The sequence below is a fragment of the Vibrio sp. 1F263 genome, assembly GCF_041439035.1.
GTDB lineage: Bacteria > Pseudomonadota > Gammaproteobacteria > Enterobacterales > Vibrionaceae > Vibrio > Vibrio tasmaniensis_A.
This window is the reverse complement of the sequence record NZ_JBGONI010000001.1, coordinates 15,908-31,461: the sequence shown is the minus strand read 5'-3', so window position 1 is coordinate 31,461 and position 15,554 is coordinate 15,908. Positions and strand designations below refer to the sequence as shown.

Sequence of the window (15,554 nt, the reverse complement as noted above, 5' to 3'; positions counted from 1 at the left end):
GGACTATTGGCATTATTTTGGGCTCATGTGCCTTTTTCTTAAGATACATCTTGTTGATATCATTTATTTTTTCTAGCATGTAATTAAGAGAAATGGATTAGAGGCTCTAATGATAATCTGGTTACAACTCAAACGTTGGGTCAAAGCGAATATCTTTGTTTTGAATGGCAAAAACCTACTGTTTACTTTCCTCGGCTACGTGTTTTTATCGTGGTCGACATTGTATTTAGCGGGTGAAACGGACTTAACCAACTCGTTTACTACATTTGCATACTATTTAGTCGTGACGGCTTCTACGGTTGGTTATGGCGATTTGTCACCGACAACGGAAGCGGGGCGATGGATTGTTATTTTGTTTGTTATCCCTGGAGGGCTCAGCCTTTTCGCTGCTTTACTGGGTAAGGTGGCAACAGAAGGTGTTGAATATTGGCGAGCGGGCTTGTTAGGTAAAAGGAGAGTTAGAGTGGAAAACCACATTTTGATGTTGGGGTGGAATGAACAAAGAACCATTCATCTCATCCGTATGCTGCAACATGAAGAAACGGGCAAGCGACCAATCGTATTATGTACGCGTTCAGATATCGAAAATCCGTTACCCGGTGAGATCAATTTCGTTAAGGTAAACAGCTACACCGATGGTAAAGAGATGGAGAAAACGGGCATTGAGTCAGCCAGTTGTATTCTTATTGATAACCCCGAAGACGACATCACGCTGTCTGCAGCGCTTTATTGTGCGAACCGAAACCCTAAGGCTCATCTTCTGGTTTACTTTAAAGATGAGGCGTTGAGCGATTTACTGCATCAACATTGCCCAAACTCTGAATGTATTCCGGCAGTGGGTGCCGAAATGCTGGCTAAAGCTGCGGTTGATCCCGGTTCAAGTGCGCTTCATCAAGAGCTTTTAAGCTCAACTAGAGGTATGACACAGTATTCGACGTATTACCCTAAAGATGCCGAACCTGTAACCGTCGCGCCTATTTTCTCTGTATTCAAAGAGAAGTATAAAGCAACGCTGATCGCGATTGATACGGGGAGTGGTATAGAGCTTAATCCGGAGTTAGACCAAGTTGTCAGCAGCGGCACTAAGTTGTTTTACATTGCCGATGAGCGAATTGATCATTTCGATTGGAAAGGCTTTTAGACGGCTATTTAGTCTCTCCTGAAGCGAAAGAAGGCCTCATTGTGAGGCCTTCTTACTATCGTTCGAATATAGCGCAGCTTATTTCTTTTATATCTCTCGCTTTAGAGAGAATGGAAAATTATTGAGCTTCGGCTAATGCGATACCGCGTTGCGTTAACCCGCAAAGCATCACTGGCACAGCATTAAAGATCTCTTCAAATTGCTCAAGGCCTTCGATGCCTTGTTCTGCAAGCGTAGCAATGGAAGTTTCTGGATCGTAAAGCATGCTTAGTGAAAGCAACACGCCGCCGACCAATGCGTTGTCTTCGCTGTCTTCGGGCATCAGTGTTTCCCAATCATCACGGGCTATCTGCCAACCTTGAAGTAAGCCTTCACAAAAATCGCGAGCTGCTGTATTTACAACTTCTGCATCATCTAATTGACAAGCTTCAGGCCATACCCAAGTACCTTCGATCAGTTCTGGGCGGGTTTTGTTCCAAAGCGCGATGATAACTTCAATGTAGCTTTCCAGCTGTTCACCGTCGGTAAAAGGCGCGACTTCTTCGCCACCCCAAAGGAATGGTAGCCATTCATGAGGAGTTAACACATTTGGAGCTGCTGCCATTGCAGTGACAAAGCCCATGGTTTTGTGTTCTGTGATTAGCTTTCCTTCCAACTCTGGAAGCGCAAGAATATCTTGTAAAGTCAAAGTGAGGTACCGTAAAAGGGAACATATTTGCGCTTATAGTACCAATGAACTTGCGCCAATCAAGCTTCAATCTAAAAACGCTTGATGTCATTAGTGATAAACACTAGGTTAAACAGAAAAGAAAACAACAAGATAATTATGCAAATACGGTCGTCTCTTAAGAAAAAAAGTATGGTAGCGCTTGGTGTATACCTCGCAATGTTCATTGCCATTGTCGGTAGTGTGACGTATTACGTCGTAGAATCTCCTGTACGCGCTAAGTTGCAACAAAATCTCGACTTACGTACACAACTGTTATCGGAATTGATTACAGAGCCCCTCAGTAGCTCTCAAGGTTTTGTTGATAGTTTGGTTGGTTTCGCTCAGGCGCAGCGCAGTGATACTGATGTTATACCGTTATTTATTAAGTCAATGTTGGCGGCGAGCGATGACACGATCGTCAGCGCAGGTATTTGGCCAGAACCGCATGCATTGGATTCTGATAAAATCCTTAACAGTTATTTTTTCAACAAAGCCGACGATGGTGATATTGACCAGCTCTTTTCTTATAACAACCCCAAAAATGCGCCTTATCAAAACGAATATTGGTATACATCTGTAGTAAACAAAGTGCAGGGAACCATTGCATGGAGCAATGTGTATATTGACCCATATACACATGTTCAAATGATCACAGCATCTTCACCTTACTATTACGATGGAACTTTTGCAGGTGTCGCGACGGTGGATCTCTCACTCGAAGAGTTGCTCGGCTTTATCAAGAACCATGCGGAAGAATACAACCTTGGTATTACTCTAAGAGACAAACTCAACCAAGTGTTGGTTTCTCATAACTTCAATCTCGTTGATGGAATTTATATTAGTAGTAACCAATTTGGAGAGTTTGGATGGCAAGTGGATGTCGTCAACTCAAAATCACGAGTAGCAGACGAAGTGTTTCGTCAGGTAATGAGCGTTGAAGGCGGTATTGTGCCGCTGTTGTTGTTGTGTGTCATGGCCGGTTATTACTTACTGAACCGCTATTTGATAAGCCCAATCACAACGATTGCCGCCCAAGTTGATAGTTCTAAAGCGGGCGAGATCATCGATGTTGACTACTCTAGTGATGATGAAATCGGACATTTGATCAAAACCTTCAACGAAAAAACCATCTATCTCGAAGCTGAGAAGGTTAAAGCTCAAGCATCAACCAATGCCAAAACGGCCTTTCTTGCGACCTTGTCACACGAAATTCGTACCCCGATGAATGGTGTATTAGGAACGGCTCAGATCTTACTGAAAACCCCTTTGAGCACAGAGCAAGAGAAGCATCTTAAGAGCCTGTATGATTCGGGTGATCATATGATGACGTTACTCAATGAAATTTTGGATTTTTCAAAGATAGAGCAGGGTCGGTTAGACCTAGATGAAACACGATTCCCGCTTGATTCAATTATAGGAAGTATCAACAGTGTCTATTACACATTGTCTTCCGAGAAAGGGCTTCAATTCAAAGTGTACTCCGAAGTGCCTTCTGGCCGTTGGTACTTCTCAGACAAAGCACGCCTTCGCCAAATTTTATTTAACCTCTTAAACAACGCAGTCAAGTTTACCTCTCGAGGCTTTGTCGAGGTGTACCTTAAAGAGGTCGTAGAGGGAGGTGACACCTACCTTAGTATTCGAGTTCGCGACACCGGTATTGGTATATCTAAAGAAGCACAAAAACGTATTTTCAAACCGTTTGAACAAGCTGAGTCTTCGACTACGAGACGCTTTGGCGGTACAGGTCTCGGGTTAGCGATTGTGAAGAAAATTGCCCAATTGATGGAGGGCAGTATTAGCGTCACCAGTGAAGAAGGGATAGGCACCAGCTTCGATGTTCGCTTGAAGATTAAGCCTTGCCAGCCTGGTGAAATAGAGAGCTTGCCACATAAGAAGTTAGATTACTCTGGCTTGAAGGTACTGATTGTCGAAGATAACCGAACCAATACAGTCATTATTGAAACTTTCATGAGCAGTAAAGGCTTTACTTGTAAGAGCGTCGAAAATGGTGAACTTGCGATACAAGCCGTGGTGGCTGAGCGCTTTGATTTGGTATTAATGGATAACCATATGCCAGTGATGGACGGCGTTGAATCAACCACTGCAATTCGAGCTTTGATAGGCGAGATATCATCGGTACTGGTGTTTGGTTGTACGGCTGATGTCTTTAAAGAGACTCGCGAACGTATGCTTGGTGCGGGTGTGGATTATATTATTGCCAAGCCGATTGATGAGCGTGAGTTGGATGATGCGTTATTCCGCTATTCAAACAAGCTTTACCAATACCATGAAGTTAAACCTCATGATCTTGATTGCCTGGATGTGAAAAAAAACGATTCGCAAAGTAACAGCGAGTCACTACCTAAACCTGATCTACGAAACAAAGATAACACCGAAGAGCTACTCGTCACGCTGTACGTTGCGCTCGAAGATAATAACTTAGCGCTGATTAAGTCTGCATTAGAGAGCTTGCGTGTTCATGCTGAACCTATGAATAATGCAAAGCTCACAGATCACGTCGATAAAGCTTTAGAGCAGGTTTCTCTCGGTTTCACTCCTGAACAAGAAATCATCAATACCATTACGGTAAATCTTCCTATGGCATAGTTGTTGTTTAATTACGGAAATATAATAACAAATCGCTCGTTATTTGACCTTTGTGGGTTTTGTTGGTGGAAGTGACTGCTTTTAAAGTGGTTTTTGGTTGTTAATTTACAACTTCATTTTTAATTTGGAATGTATGACTGCTTATATTGTGATTTAATAGTGACATTATCTGGCTAGGTGTAATCTAGCCTTGTTTATGTGTTGTTAAATCACTAATTAAATAGTGATATATTTTAGGTTTATCGTCAATGAAGTCTCGTGGTCCATTCTGTATTCGAAACGCAGCTGCGGATACATTCGCTATGGTCGTTTTCTGTTTTATTTCTGGAATGATTGTTGAAGTGTTTATTTCTGGTATGACGTTTGAGCAGTCTCTTGCTTCTCGAACGTTATCTATTCCGGTAAACATAGCTATCGCTTGGCCTTATGGAGTCTTTCGTGATTGGTTCTTGCGTAACGGCGCAAAGCTTTCACAAAGCTCATTGATGAAAAATTTGTCTGACTTGGTGGCGTACGTGTTATTCCAGTCACCTGTGTATGCCGGTATTTTATTGGCAGTAGGTGCTTCGAGCGACCAGATTGTTACGGCTGTCACCAGTAACGCTGTTATCTCATGTGGTATGGGCGTGCTGTACGGTTATTTCTTAGATATGTGCCGTAAATGGTTTAGAGTTCCGGGCTACTATCAACAAGCTTAAGAAAAGCAACAAGCGTAAGTACAACGATAGAATGAAATTTGGTTTGTTTTTGATCTAATGAGTTAATTTGTAATCGAACAAACTGAAAAAGGCACTTTTTTTGATAATGCCTCTTGACCAAAGCAAGCAGAATCAATAAAGTAGCGCCTCGTTGAGTGACAAGCTCAACACACGATTTGTGGAAGGATGGCTGAGTGGCTTAAGGCGCTCGCCTGGAAAGCGAGTATACGTTTATAGCGTATCTGGGGTTCAAATCCCCATCCTTCCACCACTATTCAAAACCCTAGCAGAAATGCTGGGGTTTTCTCGTTTTAGAGCACCTATATTTTATCTCTATCTCTATCTCTAGCCCAAAGTCCTTTGCCTAGTTATCACGCCTTCCAACGCTATTTATGACCACTTGCTTACTGTGATTGGTATTATACCAATCGTAGTAAATAACTGGTCACCCTAGCTTGTTAAAAACCTCGATAACTTCGTTAGAATTTTTGATTGTAGAATAACTACTTATCGAAAAATTCTGCCTTGTTCTCAAGCTTTTTTCCTACGCTATGTTTGATCACTTATTTACTGTGATTGGTATTACTCAAGTGAAAGCCGAACTTCAAAGGTGCCATGTCATCGAAAATGCTTCGTTAAGCGGTTTCAAACAGGTTCTTTAAGCTCTTTCCATCTGTCTATCAAGAGTAGATCGAATAAACGAGCATGAGCCTTTAGCTGTCTTGAAGTGACTCGGTGCACAAGTTAGTAAGTGTAAATACGTTCTTGATAAAATGGGATACATGTTCGCAGCCAATTTGTGAGACGCTTGATCTAGTGTCAGTCGAATCACAAGGAAGTTGAATGCACCACTTTAATATCCGTGCTCTTGAGTATTTAAACGCGTTGTCTAAGTATGGCTCATTGCGTAAGGCATCCAAGATGATGAATGTTGACCCTGCTGCAATGAGCAGAATGCTGACCCAGCTCGAAGCGCAAGCGGGAATGAAAGTTTGGGAACGCAACAACCGCCAATCACTGTTAACTGAGGCGGGTAATGAGCTGCTGCATTACTATCGTTCCATTGTTCGTGGAGAGGCTGCAGTGCTTACTCGACTAGCCAAGCTTAAAAACCTCAAAGGAGGCAGTGTCAGTATTGCCATCGGTGAAGGGTTTATTACCAACTTGGTGTCAAAGCCGATGCAAACCTTTATGACCCGTTATCCTGATATCAACCTTTCTATTGAAATTGCTGGGGCATTGGACGCGGTCAAGATGTTGGAAGATCAACAGATAGACTTCGCAATAACCTATGCTTCTGCTCCACATCCTAAACTGCACTCCCACGTTGAACGTAGCCATCCGCTCGAATTGATTGCTCCGAAGGGGCACTTCCTTACGATGAAAGAAGCACCTGTGACACTGCAAGATATTAAGGATGTGTCTTTGGCGTTGATCGACAACTCAACAGGGATGGGTCGATTGGTTAAGCAGGCCGAGCAAATGTCGCATTTCACGTTAGAACCTAAGCTTCAGACGAACTCAGTCACTGCACTGACTAACTTTGTTTCAGCAGGGTTGGGCGTCACCTTTATGCCTAAGCTCACGGTGATCGATGAAATAAAGTCAGGGCAGATTGAAGTGGTTGCGACCGAGTTGGAGATGCTATCGAAGGCGACGGTTAAGGTTCAATCTTTAAAAGACCACGCACTCACACTACAGGCCGAAACCTTGTTAGATTTCTTACTTGAAAACGCCACTTTCTTGAGTCATGACGCTTACAATATCTAAGAATAGTAGATTTACTTAGCGACTCCTCTTAAGCGACCAAATACCGCCAATATCACAGTTCCAAACTGCCGAATTCGTTTTTAAGTTGAATTGAGTTTTTGTCAACGCTCCCTCTATTGTTAAGTCAACATGCGCGGAATAAGTTACAAATTATTAACGAAACAAGTTTTAGACTGACAGCTGTGTTAGACAGATTTTGGCTTTGTCGGGCATTAGGAGAAGAGAATGGAAGTTATTGTAATTGGTAGCGGTGTTATTGGGTTAACCAGTGCTTGGTACCTGGCGAAGGAAGGTCACTCGGTCACAGTTATTGATCGTCAAGATAGCAGTGGCAAGGAAACCAGCTTTGCGAATGCAGGGCAAATTTCTTACGGATATTCTTCACCATGGGCGGCACCGGGGATTCCGTTGAAAGCAATGAAATGGCTTACCCAAGAGCATGCGCCTCTAAAAGTGAAGCCGTCACTTTCTCCTGAATTAGTTGCTTGGGCGACTAAGATGTTGGCCAACTGTAATGAAGCCAAGTACGCCATGAATAAGTCACGCATGTTAAGAGTGGCAAACTTCAGTCGAGAGTGTCTCACTCATCTAAGAACCAGTGAAGATTTAGCTTATGAGGGCAGGCAGAAAGGCACCTTGCAAGTATTCAGAAGCGAGAAGCAACTCGATGCTATTCAGCAGGATATGAAGCTATTAACAGAGAGTGGGATCGAACACTCGCTGTTTGATGTTGACCAGTGTCTGTCAGTGGAGTCGGGTTTAGCGGACGTCAAAGACAAGCTGGTGGGCGGCTTATACTTACCTCATGATGAAACCGGTGATTGCCATCAGTTCTGTTTAACCTTGACTGAGAAAGCCAAGCAACTCGGTGTTAGGTTCGTGTTTGATACTGAAGTGGTAAGTTTGAATCATCAGAATCAAGCCATTGAGACTATTACAACGACTCAAGGCGAGTTTAAAGCGGATGCTTACGTGGTCGCGTCAGGAAGCTATTCTCGAGAACTATTAAAGCAAGTCGACTTGTCTATACCGGTTTACCCAGTGAAAGGATATTCACTAACATTGCCTATCGTGAATGTAGATAAGTCACCGACTTCGACTGTTATGGATGAAACCTACAAGGTCGCGATGACGCGATTTGATGATCGTATTCGTATCGCGGGTACGGCAGAACTCGCTGGTTTTGACTACCTAATCCCAGAAAAACGTAAAGCCACGATTGATATGGTGATAAAAGATCTTTTCCCACAAGCGGGGGACTTTTCTAAGGCTGAATACTGGACTGGGCTAAGACCAATGACGCCAGATGGCACGCCTATCATCGGCAAGACGCCTATCAAAAATTTATTTACCAATACAGGTCATGGGACATTAGGTTGGACAATGGCATGTGGCTCAGGAAAGATCTTAGCAAGCATAGTCAGTGGCTCTGCCAGTGATATTAAATCTGATGACTTAAGTATCCATCGTTATTTGTAGCGGCATGACACCGTGTTAACTAAAGTCACCCCATTCTTAAACTGTAGAATGGGGTTATGGGTTCTCAAGGAGAAGATTATCTGGTGGTGGTTTCTAGTACATGGGTAAATCTATCCCACGATTTCTGGTCAGCTTCTTGTTGATAGTTGTTTGAGCCGAATACGGTAAAGGCATGTGGCGCACCACTGTAGGTGATCATTTCATGCGGAACCTTGCTTGATTCAAGTTGAGCTGCGAGGCTTCCAAAGTCGTGCATTGAGATCATGGCGTCTGCTGTACCATGGAACACGACAACTGGAGCTTTTGTCTCAGAGTAGTCTTGTCCTTTAGGTGTCGATAAACCGCCATGGAAGGTGACATAAGCTTTCGATGGGATGCCAGCACGAGCGGCTTCTAAAACGGCTGCGCCACCAAAACAGTAACCCATTATCACGTTGTTATCTAAGTTACCACCAAGCCTTTTCGCTTCCATCGCTCCCGCATTAAGTAGTGCACGCATTTTTTCTCTGTCTTTATACAACTCGCCTGTGTGTTGTTTTTTGCCTTTCACTTCGGTAGGGCGAATGCCTTTACCAAATAGGTCGATGGCGAACACGTTGTAACCGAGTTCGTTGAGCATCTCAGAACGTTTCTTTTCGTAATCAGTTAAGCCATCCCAATCGTGAATTAGCAGCACCAAAGGCGCTTGGTCACTGGCCTCACTCCAATAACCTTCGTAATCCATACCATCGACTTGGTAAGTGATGTTTTCTCCTGAAATCGCAGAGAAGGGCAGTAAAACTGAAAACAGGCCGAGCGTTGTGAGTTTTCGCATGCGTTATTCCTTTCGATGACAATTGACGTTCCAATCGAAAGTATAGATAACGCGATGATTCTCGCCAGATTTCAGTTTATAACTTGAATAGCTAAACTGGAGAATAAAGGAAAAAAATTACCAAGATGCGTTGGTTTTGCTAATGCTCATCTCCGGATACTTCCGCTGATAGCGCGGCAACATCGATTCATTGCCTAAGATGCCGCCTTGATGAATATAGATGATGGTTTTGGTCGGGTTGTCTTCTTGCCAACGTTCCAAGCATTGCCACATCAAAGGGTCATAGAGCAGGTCAAATTCAATGTCGGTTTGCTCTTGTAGATCTAACCAAGTTTGATAATCCTGCTGATACAACTTACCAAAGTGGTGTTTGGTTTTGAGCGGTAAGATCTGCGGGTGATCGGTCTCGCCAAGCTCATTGAACTGCTGAGTTAAATAGTCATTACCACCTACACACGCACAGGTTAACACCGGGATATTGTGTACTTTTAAATGCTTATGTAGATACAGAGCCGTACTGCCTGTACCAGCGGGTAGTGCCACCACAAAATCGTGTTTGTTTTCGAAGCGCGTCCAGCTGAGTATTTCCATCGCCAGTTGCTTCACGCCATATTCAGAAAGCTGAGAACGTCCACCTTCAGGTAACACAATACAATCGGAACCTGGTTGCCTTATTTGTTCAATATACGCTTGTGGATGAAGCTCAGAGCCTGTTTCTTTGACTGAAATAACCTTAGCCCCAAGATCGATAGCGCCACGGTAGTTGCCGAGTGGGCGTTCTTGTAGCCATTGAGGAAGGTGGTCGACGTAAAACTCAAGCGTCCAGCCTTTGATTTTTGCAAGTGCGGCTAGCGAGAACAAGGAGTTAGCTTGAGCGGATCCATAGCTTATTAGAGTGGTGGTGTTTGGGTGATCGTCTTCCAGTAGCTTCATGAACTTTCTGGCTTTGTTGCCGCAAAAGTGGGAGTGAAGCTTATCGTCTCGCTTTAAGAAAAAGGTGTGATCGTTGTATTGATGCTGAGTTACAGGGCTATTATTTAGTTTCATCGCACTTAGACAAAATGCTGACTCAAGAGCCAGCATTTTTAAATCAAAAAGGACTACTGAGTATCTAGTAGCTAGCGAGTGCTGTAAACCAACTAAATCAAGTTTTCATAGGGTATTGAGCTTCGTATTACGAGTTTGCTTGCTTTAATGTGGATAAGGAGGAATCTGTCTGAAAGGCGATTTTTGCAGTACACCCTCCAGAGTTGCGATTGACCAACTCAAAGTCCCAATGGAAGCGCTGACACAAGTCGTCGACAATCAATAAACCTAATCCATGACCATTCGGATTGTACTGTTCCTGAAGGCCTTCTCCTTGGTCTTCAATTACCAGATTGTCTTGTGAGAGAGTGATGCTCACTGTGCCACTATTGGTCGCTGCAATCGCATTTCTCAACAAGTTGCCAACCAACATGTTCATGATCGCACTGGTGGCTTGAATTATAGGCTCAGATTGAATGAGTAGGGATATTTCGACTGCTTTCTCATTTGCTTGTAACGTATTTTTGGAAACGATGGTCTCTAATTCTTGCTGGCTAAACAAGCGCAGCGGTGCATCGTCACTATTTCTTTCGTAACGAACTAGGCCAAGCAAAGCATCGACCATCTCAGACATCTGAACAATGGCTTCATCAATGCGTTCAACCTGCCGAGATTGAAACTCGGTGGTTTCGCTTCTTAATAGCAATTTATTCGCACCACGAGCAACGGTTAGTGGTGTTCTTAACTCATGGCTTGAGTATCGAGCAAAGGCTTGTTCACGCTTGACCAAGGAATTGATTTCTCGACGATACTGATTCAGTTGATCGGTTAGCTGACGAAATTCAACTGCCGCATCATCACTCACACCGAACTCTTCGTTGAGATTGAGTTTATTCGACTCAAGTTGCTCAGACAGAGAGTTGAATGGTTCAATCAGTCGTTTTGACAGTCGATAGAGCAGAGCACCAAAACTAAAAATTAAGATAGAAAGTAACGTGAGCACAAAGGCGGTCGCGTACACAAGTTCAGAAATAGCAAATTCAACACGGTCTATTTCGGAAAGTAGGATTATTGGGTGGGTTTTTCCTTTGTCAGAATACTCGCCAACATAGACCATTCTTGACTCTGGCTCTTCGCCGATCTCTCCGAGAAAGCTCTCTTTATTTGCAATGAGCTTATAATATTCGGGAGGTACGAATGACGGGTCGTTATAGGCGACTGTCAGATCATCAATTCTTAACTCACCACTTTCTCCGGCTTGAAATAGCTCGACGGCGTAATTGCGGTCAATCAAGATGCGTCTTTCACCGACCCGGTCTTCAGACATGTAGAGCGCGACAATAAAAACGACATAGACGAACGCAGACACAATCACGGCCATTAGCCCAAAGAAAACAGCTAAGCGGCCGGTGAGGGTTTTAGTGCTTGTCAGAAAGTTGGAAATCAATTAGATGACTCCAAGCGGAATCCTATTTTAGGAACCGTAATCAACATTTGACTGTCAAAAGGCTTGTCGAGTTGATTTCGTAATTGATAGATGTGACTGCGCAGCACATCATTATTGGGTTCATCTTCTTCCCATAATTTGTAGGAGATATCTTCACGAGTCACCACTTCCGGTGCGTTTTGGCAGAGCATCTCAAGTATGGTGTAAGTGGTTGGGTTTAGCGCAAGAAGCTTATCTTGGCGGTAAGCTTTACGGGTTTTTTGGTCGATGGTGAGTTCACCGAACTGAAGTTTTGAAGAGGCTACTTTTCCGCGGTAACGACGAACTAGTGCGTTCATTCTTGCTTCTAAAATATCCAAATCAAAAGGCTTGGTTAGATAGTCATCGGCACCATGCTCAAACCCTTTCAACATATCATCGCGGCTATCTAGCGCGGTCAGCATCAAAATAGGTGTCGCGTTGCCTTGGTCTCGCAATTTATTACAAACCGTGAGGCCGTCCATTCTTGGCAACATCAGATCCAATATGATGATATCAAATGAGTTTTCCAACGCGAGTTGCAGGCCGAGTTCGCCGTTGTCCGCATAATCGAGTTCCATACCAATACACTCAAAATAATCAAACAAGACACCTGCGATTTCACGGTTATCTTCGACTAATAGAACTCGTTTCATTTTGATTCTCATACAGAAATAGACGGTAACATTATCCTGAGTGAGCGTGAAAAATATGTCAATAACATAACTTTCACTTATGGGAGGGTAGATTGGATTCAGATTAAAAAATAGAAGAACGTATTATGTCTGAACTTCATATAAGCCGCCCTAAGATATCTACATCGCAGATCAACCCTGCGGTTTCTCTGTCTATCATTGTGCCTTTTTACGATGAACAAGAGGTATTGGAAGAGTTCCACTCTCGCCTTACCAAGGTGCTGGATAGCTTACCCATCACCAGTGAAATCGTTTATGTCGATGATGGCAGCAAAGATAACAGCTTGGAGTTGGTGAGTTCATTCACTTCAATCAATAGCTCAATTTCTGTTATCGGTTTAAGCCGTAATTTTGGCAAAGAATCAGCGATGAGCGCAGGCCTTGAGCACTGTCGTGGACAAGCGGTGATTTTGCTAGACGCTGACTTACAAGATCCACCTGAGCTTATCCCGCAAATGATTGCCAAGTGGCGCGAAGGTTATGACGTCGTCAATATGCAGCGCAGCCAGCGTGATGGTGAAACATGGTTTAAGAAGTTTTCAGCAGCGAGCTTTTACAAAGTCATGAACGTGGCTGCGAAGATTGATGTTCCTGAGAATGTGGGTGATTTTCGACTGTTAAGCCGAGAGGTTGTCGACCATATCAATCAGCTTCCAGAACGTAACCGCTACATGAAAGGCATTTTTTCATGGCCGGGTTTCCGACAAGCGACACTCCAATTTAAGCGTGATGCTCGCTTCTGTGGCGAGACCAAGTGGAACTACCTCAAGTTAATCGGTTTGGCGATGGATGGGATTACCTCGTTCTCTATCCGACCTCTGCGTATTGCGACGGCCGTTGGTGGTTTAGTGGCTCTTACTGCTTTTGTATATGGCGTCTTCATCGTATTCAAAACCATGATGTTTGGCGAGCCAATTACGGGTTATCCGTCAATGATGGTCGTGCAACTTGCACTTGGCGGAATCCAACTGTTGAGTATTGGTTTAATGGGGGAGTACATAGGTCGTATTTTCATCGAAACCAAGAATCGCCCTCTTTATCTGATCCAATCGGTCGTTGATACTCCCGCATTGAAAACACATTTTAAATTAGAGGAATCAGCATGAGTTTGAACAGAACGCATCTATGGTATTTGTTGGCTTTTGCACTAGTTTTAAGGCTTTTATCTTTGGCGACTTATCCGTTAATGGACACCACTGAAGCTCGCTATGGAGAAATGGCTCGCTTGATGGTAGAAACTGGCAATTGGTTAACCCCTCAGTTTGATTACGGTATTCCTTTTTGGGGTAAGCCACCGTTGTTCACATGGATGAGTGCTGCTGGTATTGAGTTGTTCGGCTTGAGTGAGTTTGCTGTGCGTGCTCCGCATTGGTTAGCAGGTTTCGCGACGATTCTATTGGTCGCGTATCTGGCGAAGCGTACGGGACAAAGTGCCTTAGTGGCGGCTGTTGTATTGGCAACATGTGGGATTTTCTCTATCGCCGCGGGTGCTGTGATGACCGACATGGCGTTAACGTTAGCCATGACCATCGCGATGCTGGGCTTTTACTTATGTTGGCTCGGTGGAGAAGACTGTAAAGGCGAAGGAAGTGAGAGAACCAACAAAACCTGGGGTTACGTTGGATTTGTAGGCTTGGCGTTGGGCTTGCTTGCAAAAGGTCCTGTTGCGATTGTGATCATGGGTATCGCAGTATTCCCTTGGTTGCTATTACAGCATGGTATTTTTGGGGCTTTTAAAGTGTTGTGGCAACGCTTTCCACTGTTGTCTGGTTTAGGTGTCATGCTGGCGATTGCCTTGCCTTGGTACATTATGGCTGAAATGGCTACTCCGGGCTTTATTGATTATTTTATTGTTGGCGAACACTTTAAGCGTTTTGTTGTGAGTGGTTGGGAGGGCGATTTATACGGTTCTGCTCATGATGAAACCAGAGGCATGATCTGGGTATTTTGGATTCAGGCCGCTGCGCCGTGGTCGATTGTATTACCTATTTTAACTTTCGCTCGTCGCAAGAAAATTGCAGAAATTAACGCTGAGAATAGTGGGTTGTTTTCATTCCTTGTCTGTTGGTTGATTTCGCCACTGATTCTTTTCACTATGGCGGGCAATATTCTCCCTGCGTACGTACTGCCGGGGATTCCAGCCCTTGGGATGCTGGTTGCTATACTTGTGGTGGAAAAAGATAAGAAGTGGTTTTCGAGTGTGGCTTTGGTGCTACCTGTGCTGTTAATGATTGCGATGGTTTACCTGAACTTAGGGAAGGCGAACGAGAAAAGTGACCGTATTATTTTTGAACAGATTACGGATTCTGCGCCAAGTTTTTATGTGGGTAAAAGACCATTCTCAGGGCAATTTTACAGTCATGGGCAAGCGAAAAAGCTTCTTGATATCGAGCAACTAGATGGCATCGATAAATTCTATTTGATCGGCCATAAAGCGGAAGTGGAAATTAAGATCAAAGAGAACGCATTAACGTGTATTTTGGAACCGACGGTCAAGATTAAGCGTGCTCTGTTCAGCTGCCATCACCAGAGCAACACACCAAATTTTTCGTTGAATCATATTGAAAGTGAAAATGATGTTCAGCGTTAACTCAAGGCTACGAATGTTTAATGACAAGCTTCAATCACATAGCCAAAGACTACAGTCCCACCACAAGATGGTTCGATTTGCTGTGGTTGGTGTTGGCGGGTTTGTTGTTGATTGCTTAGTGTTTGCATTGATGCATTACGTTATTGGATTGCCCTTAATGACTGCGAGAATTGTCTCCTTCATTGCAGCCGCAACGACAACGTGGTTTGGTAACCGTGTGCTGACCTTTGAGTTCAAAGGTCAGGGTAGTTGGTCAGAGAAGTTGATTCAGTGGCAAAAGTTCATGTTTACCGCATCGATATCGGCGGTACCTAATTTGCTATGTTTTAAGCTGATGACGGAATTACTGCCTGCGTTTACTGGGGCAGTATTTATTACCATGGCGGTTGGTATCTTGGTGGGCATGGTCACTAACTATTTGTTTAGTCAGTATTGGGTCTTTACCCGTTAGAATCCCTTGTAATCACATAACCAAGTGAAACCTTTGGGTAGTTCATTAGTAACAGACACAAAAAAGCGCAGCTAAATAGCTGCGCTTTGTATTTTTATGATAACCAAGT

Annotated in this window: 13 protein-coding genes and 1 tRNA gene; 9 read left to right on the top strand and 5 right to left on the bottom strand. The window is 43.7% G+C overall.

Annotated elements, in window-relative coordinates:
* Nucleotides 1-109: 109 nt before the first annotated feature.
* The gene (locus ACED25_RS00150; RefSeq protein ID WP_009846405.1) at nt 110-1,141 is read left to right on the top strand and encodes a potassium channel family protein; all 1,032 of its coding nucleotides are present in this window, start codon (nt 110-112) and stop codon (nt 1,139-1,141) included.
* A 118-nt stretch (nt 1,142-1,259) separates the two neighbouring features.
* On the opposite strand, the gene ACED25_RS00145 is transcribed toward ACED25_RS00150, so the two are convergent.
* The gene (locus ACED25_RS00145; protein ID WP_009846406.1) at nt 1,260-1,829 is read right to left on the bottom strand and encodes a UPF0149 family protein; all 570 of its coding nucleotides are present in this window, start codon (nt 1,827-1,829) and stop codon (nt 1,260-1,262) included.
* Nucleotides 1,830-2,000: 171 nt separating this feature from the next.
* Between ACED25_RS00145 and ACED25_RS00140 the strand changes: the two genes are divergently transcribed.
* From ACED25_RS00140 to ACED25_RS00120, 5 genes are all read left to right on the top strand, one after another.
* Nucleotides 2,001-4,457: a hybrid sensor histidine kinase/response regulator gene (locus tag ACED25_RS00140; RefSeq protein WP_017104265.1), complete on the top strand. Its 2,457-nt coding sequence runs from the start codon at nt 2,001-2,003 to the stop codon at nt 4,455-4,457.
* A gap of 248 nt (nt 4,458-4,705) precedes the next feature.
* Nucleotides 4,706-5,155 (top strand): L-alanine exporter AlaE, encoded by a 450-nt coding sequence (locus ACED25_RS00135; RefSeq protein ID WP_009846408.1) that lies wholly within the window; start codon nt 4,706-4,708, stop codon nt 5,153-5,155.
* Nucleotides 5,156-5,335: 180 nt separating this feature from the next.
* Nucleotides 5,336-5,426: transfer RNA gene (locus ACED25_RS00130), tRNA-Ser, on the top strand.
* Between the two features lie 572 nt (nt 5,427-5,998).
* Nucleotides 5,999-6,925, top strand: a complete 927-nt coding sequence (locus tag ACED25_RS00125; protein WP_371694388.1) for a LysR family transcriptional regulator — start codon at nt 5,999-6,001, stop codon at nt 6,923-6,925.
* 225 nt (nt 6,926-7,150) lie between these two features.
* A complete protein-coding gene (locus ACED25_RS00120) occupies nt 7,151-8,404 on the top strand; it encodes a D-amino acid dehydrogenase (protein WP_122046849.1) in 1,254 nt (417 codons plus the stop codon).
* 76 nt (nt 8,405-8,480) lie between these two features.
* On the opposite strand, the gene ACED25_RS00115 is transcribed toward ACED25_RS00120, so the two are convergent.
* The 4 genes from ACED25_RS00115 to ACED25_RS00100 form a co-directional block, all read right to left on the bottom strand.
* The gene (locus ACED25_RS00115) at nt 8,481-9,218 is read right to left on the bottom strand and encodes a dienelactone hydrolase family protein (RefSeq protein WP_017101034.1); all 738 of its coding nucleotides are present in this window, start codon (nt 9,216-9,218) and stop codon (nt 8,481-8,483) included.
* Nucleotides 9,219-9,335: 117 nt separating this feature from the next.
* Complete coding sequence (locus ACED25_RS00110) at nt 9,336-10,265, bottom strand: 1-aminocyclopropane-1-carboxylate deaminase/D-cysteine desulfhydrase (protein WP_371694387.1); 930 nt, start codon at nt 10,263-10,265, stop codon at nt 9,336-9,338.
* Nucleotides 10,266-10,392: 127 nt separating this feature from the next.
* Complete coding sequence (locus tag ACED25_RS00105; protein WP_371694386.1) at nt 10,393-11,691, bottom strand: sensor histidine kinase; 1,299 nt, start codon at nt 11,689-11,691, stop codon at nt 10,393-10,395.
* On the bottom strand, nt 11,688-12,365 hold the full coding sequence (locus ACED25_RS00100) for a response regulator transcription factor (RefSeq protein WP_009846415.1): 678 nt from the start codon (nt 12,363-12,365) through the stop codon (nt 11,688-11,690). Before ACED25_RS00100 ends, ACED25_RS00105 begins: the two co-directional genes overlap by 4 nt.
* A gap of 125 nt (nt 12,366-12,490) precedes the next feature.
* Here ACED25_RS00100 and ACED25_RS00095 point away from each other — a divergent pair, with 125 nt between their 5' ends.
* From ACED25_RS00095 to ACED25_RS00085, 3 genes are read left to right on the top strand one after another with little or no spacing between them, the layout of a single operon-like run.
* Entirely contained in the window at nt 12,491-13,510 is a 1,020-nt protein-coding gene (locus tag ACED25_RS00095; protein WP_017101037.1) for a glycosyltransferase family 2 protein, read from the top strand.
* Nucleotides 13,507-14,994: an ArnT family glycosyltransferase gene (locus tag ACED25_RS00090; RefSeq protein WP_371694385.1), complete on the top strand. Its 1,488-nt coding sequence runs from the start codon at nt 13,507-13,509 to the stop codon at nt 14,992-14,994. Before ACED25_RS00095 ends, ACED25_RS00090 begins: the two co-directional genes overlap by 4 nt.
* Nucleotides 14,981-15,445, top strand: a complete 465-nt coding sequence (locus ACED25_RS00085; RefSeq protein WP_371694456.1) for a GtrA family protein — start codon at nt 14,981-14,983, stop codon at nt 15,443-15,445. Before ACED25_RS00090 ends, ACED25_RS00085 begins: the two co-directional genes overlap by 14 nt.
* Nucleotides 15,446-15,554 lie beyond the last annotated feature (109 nt).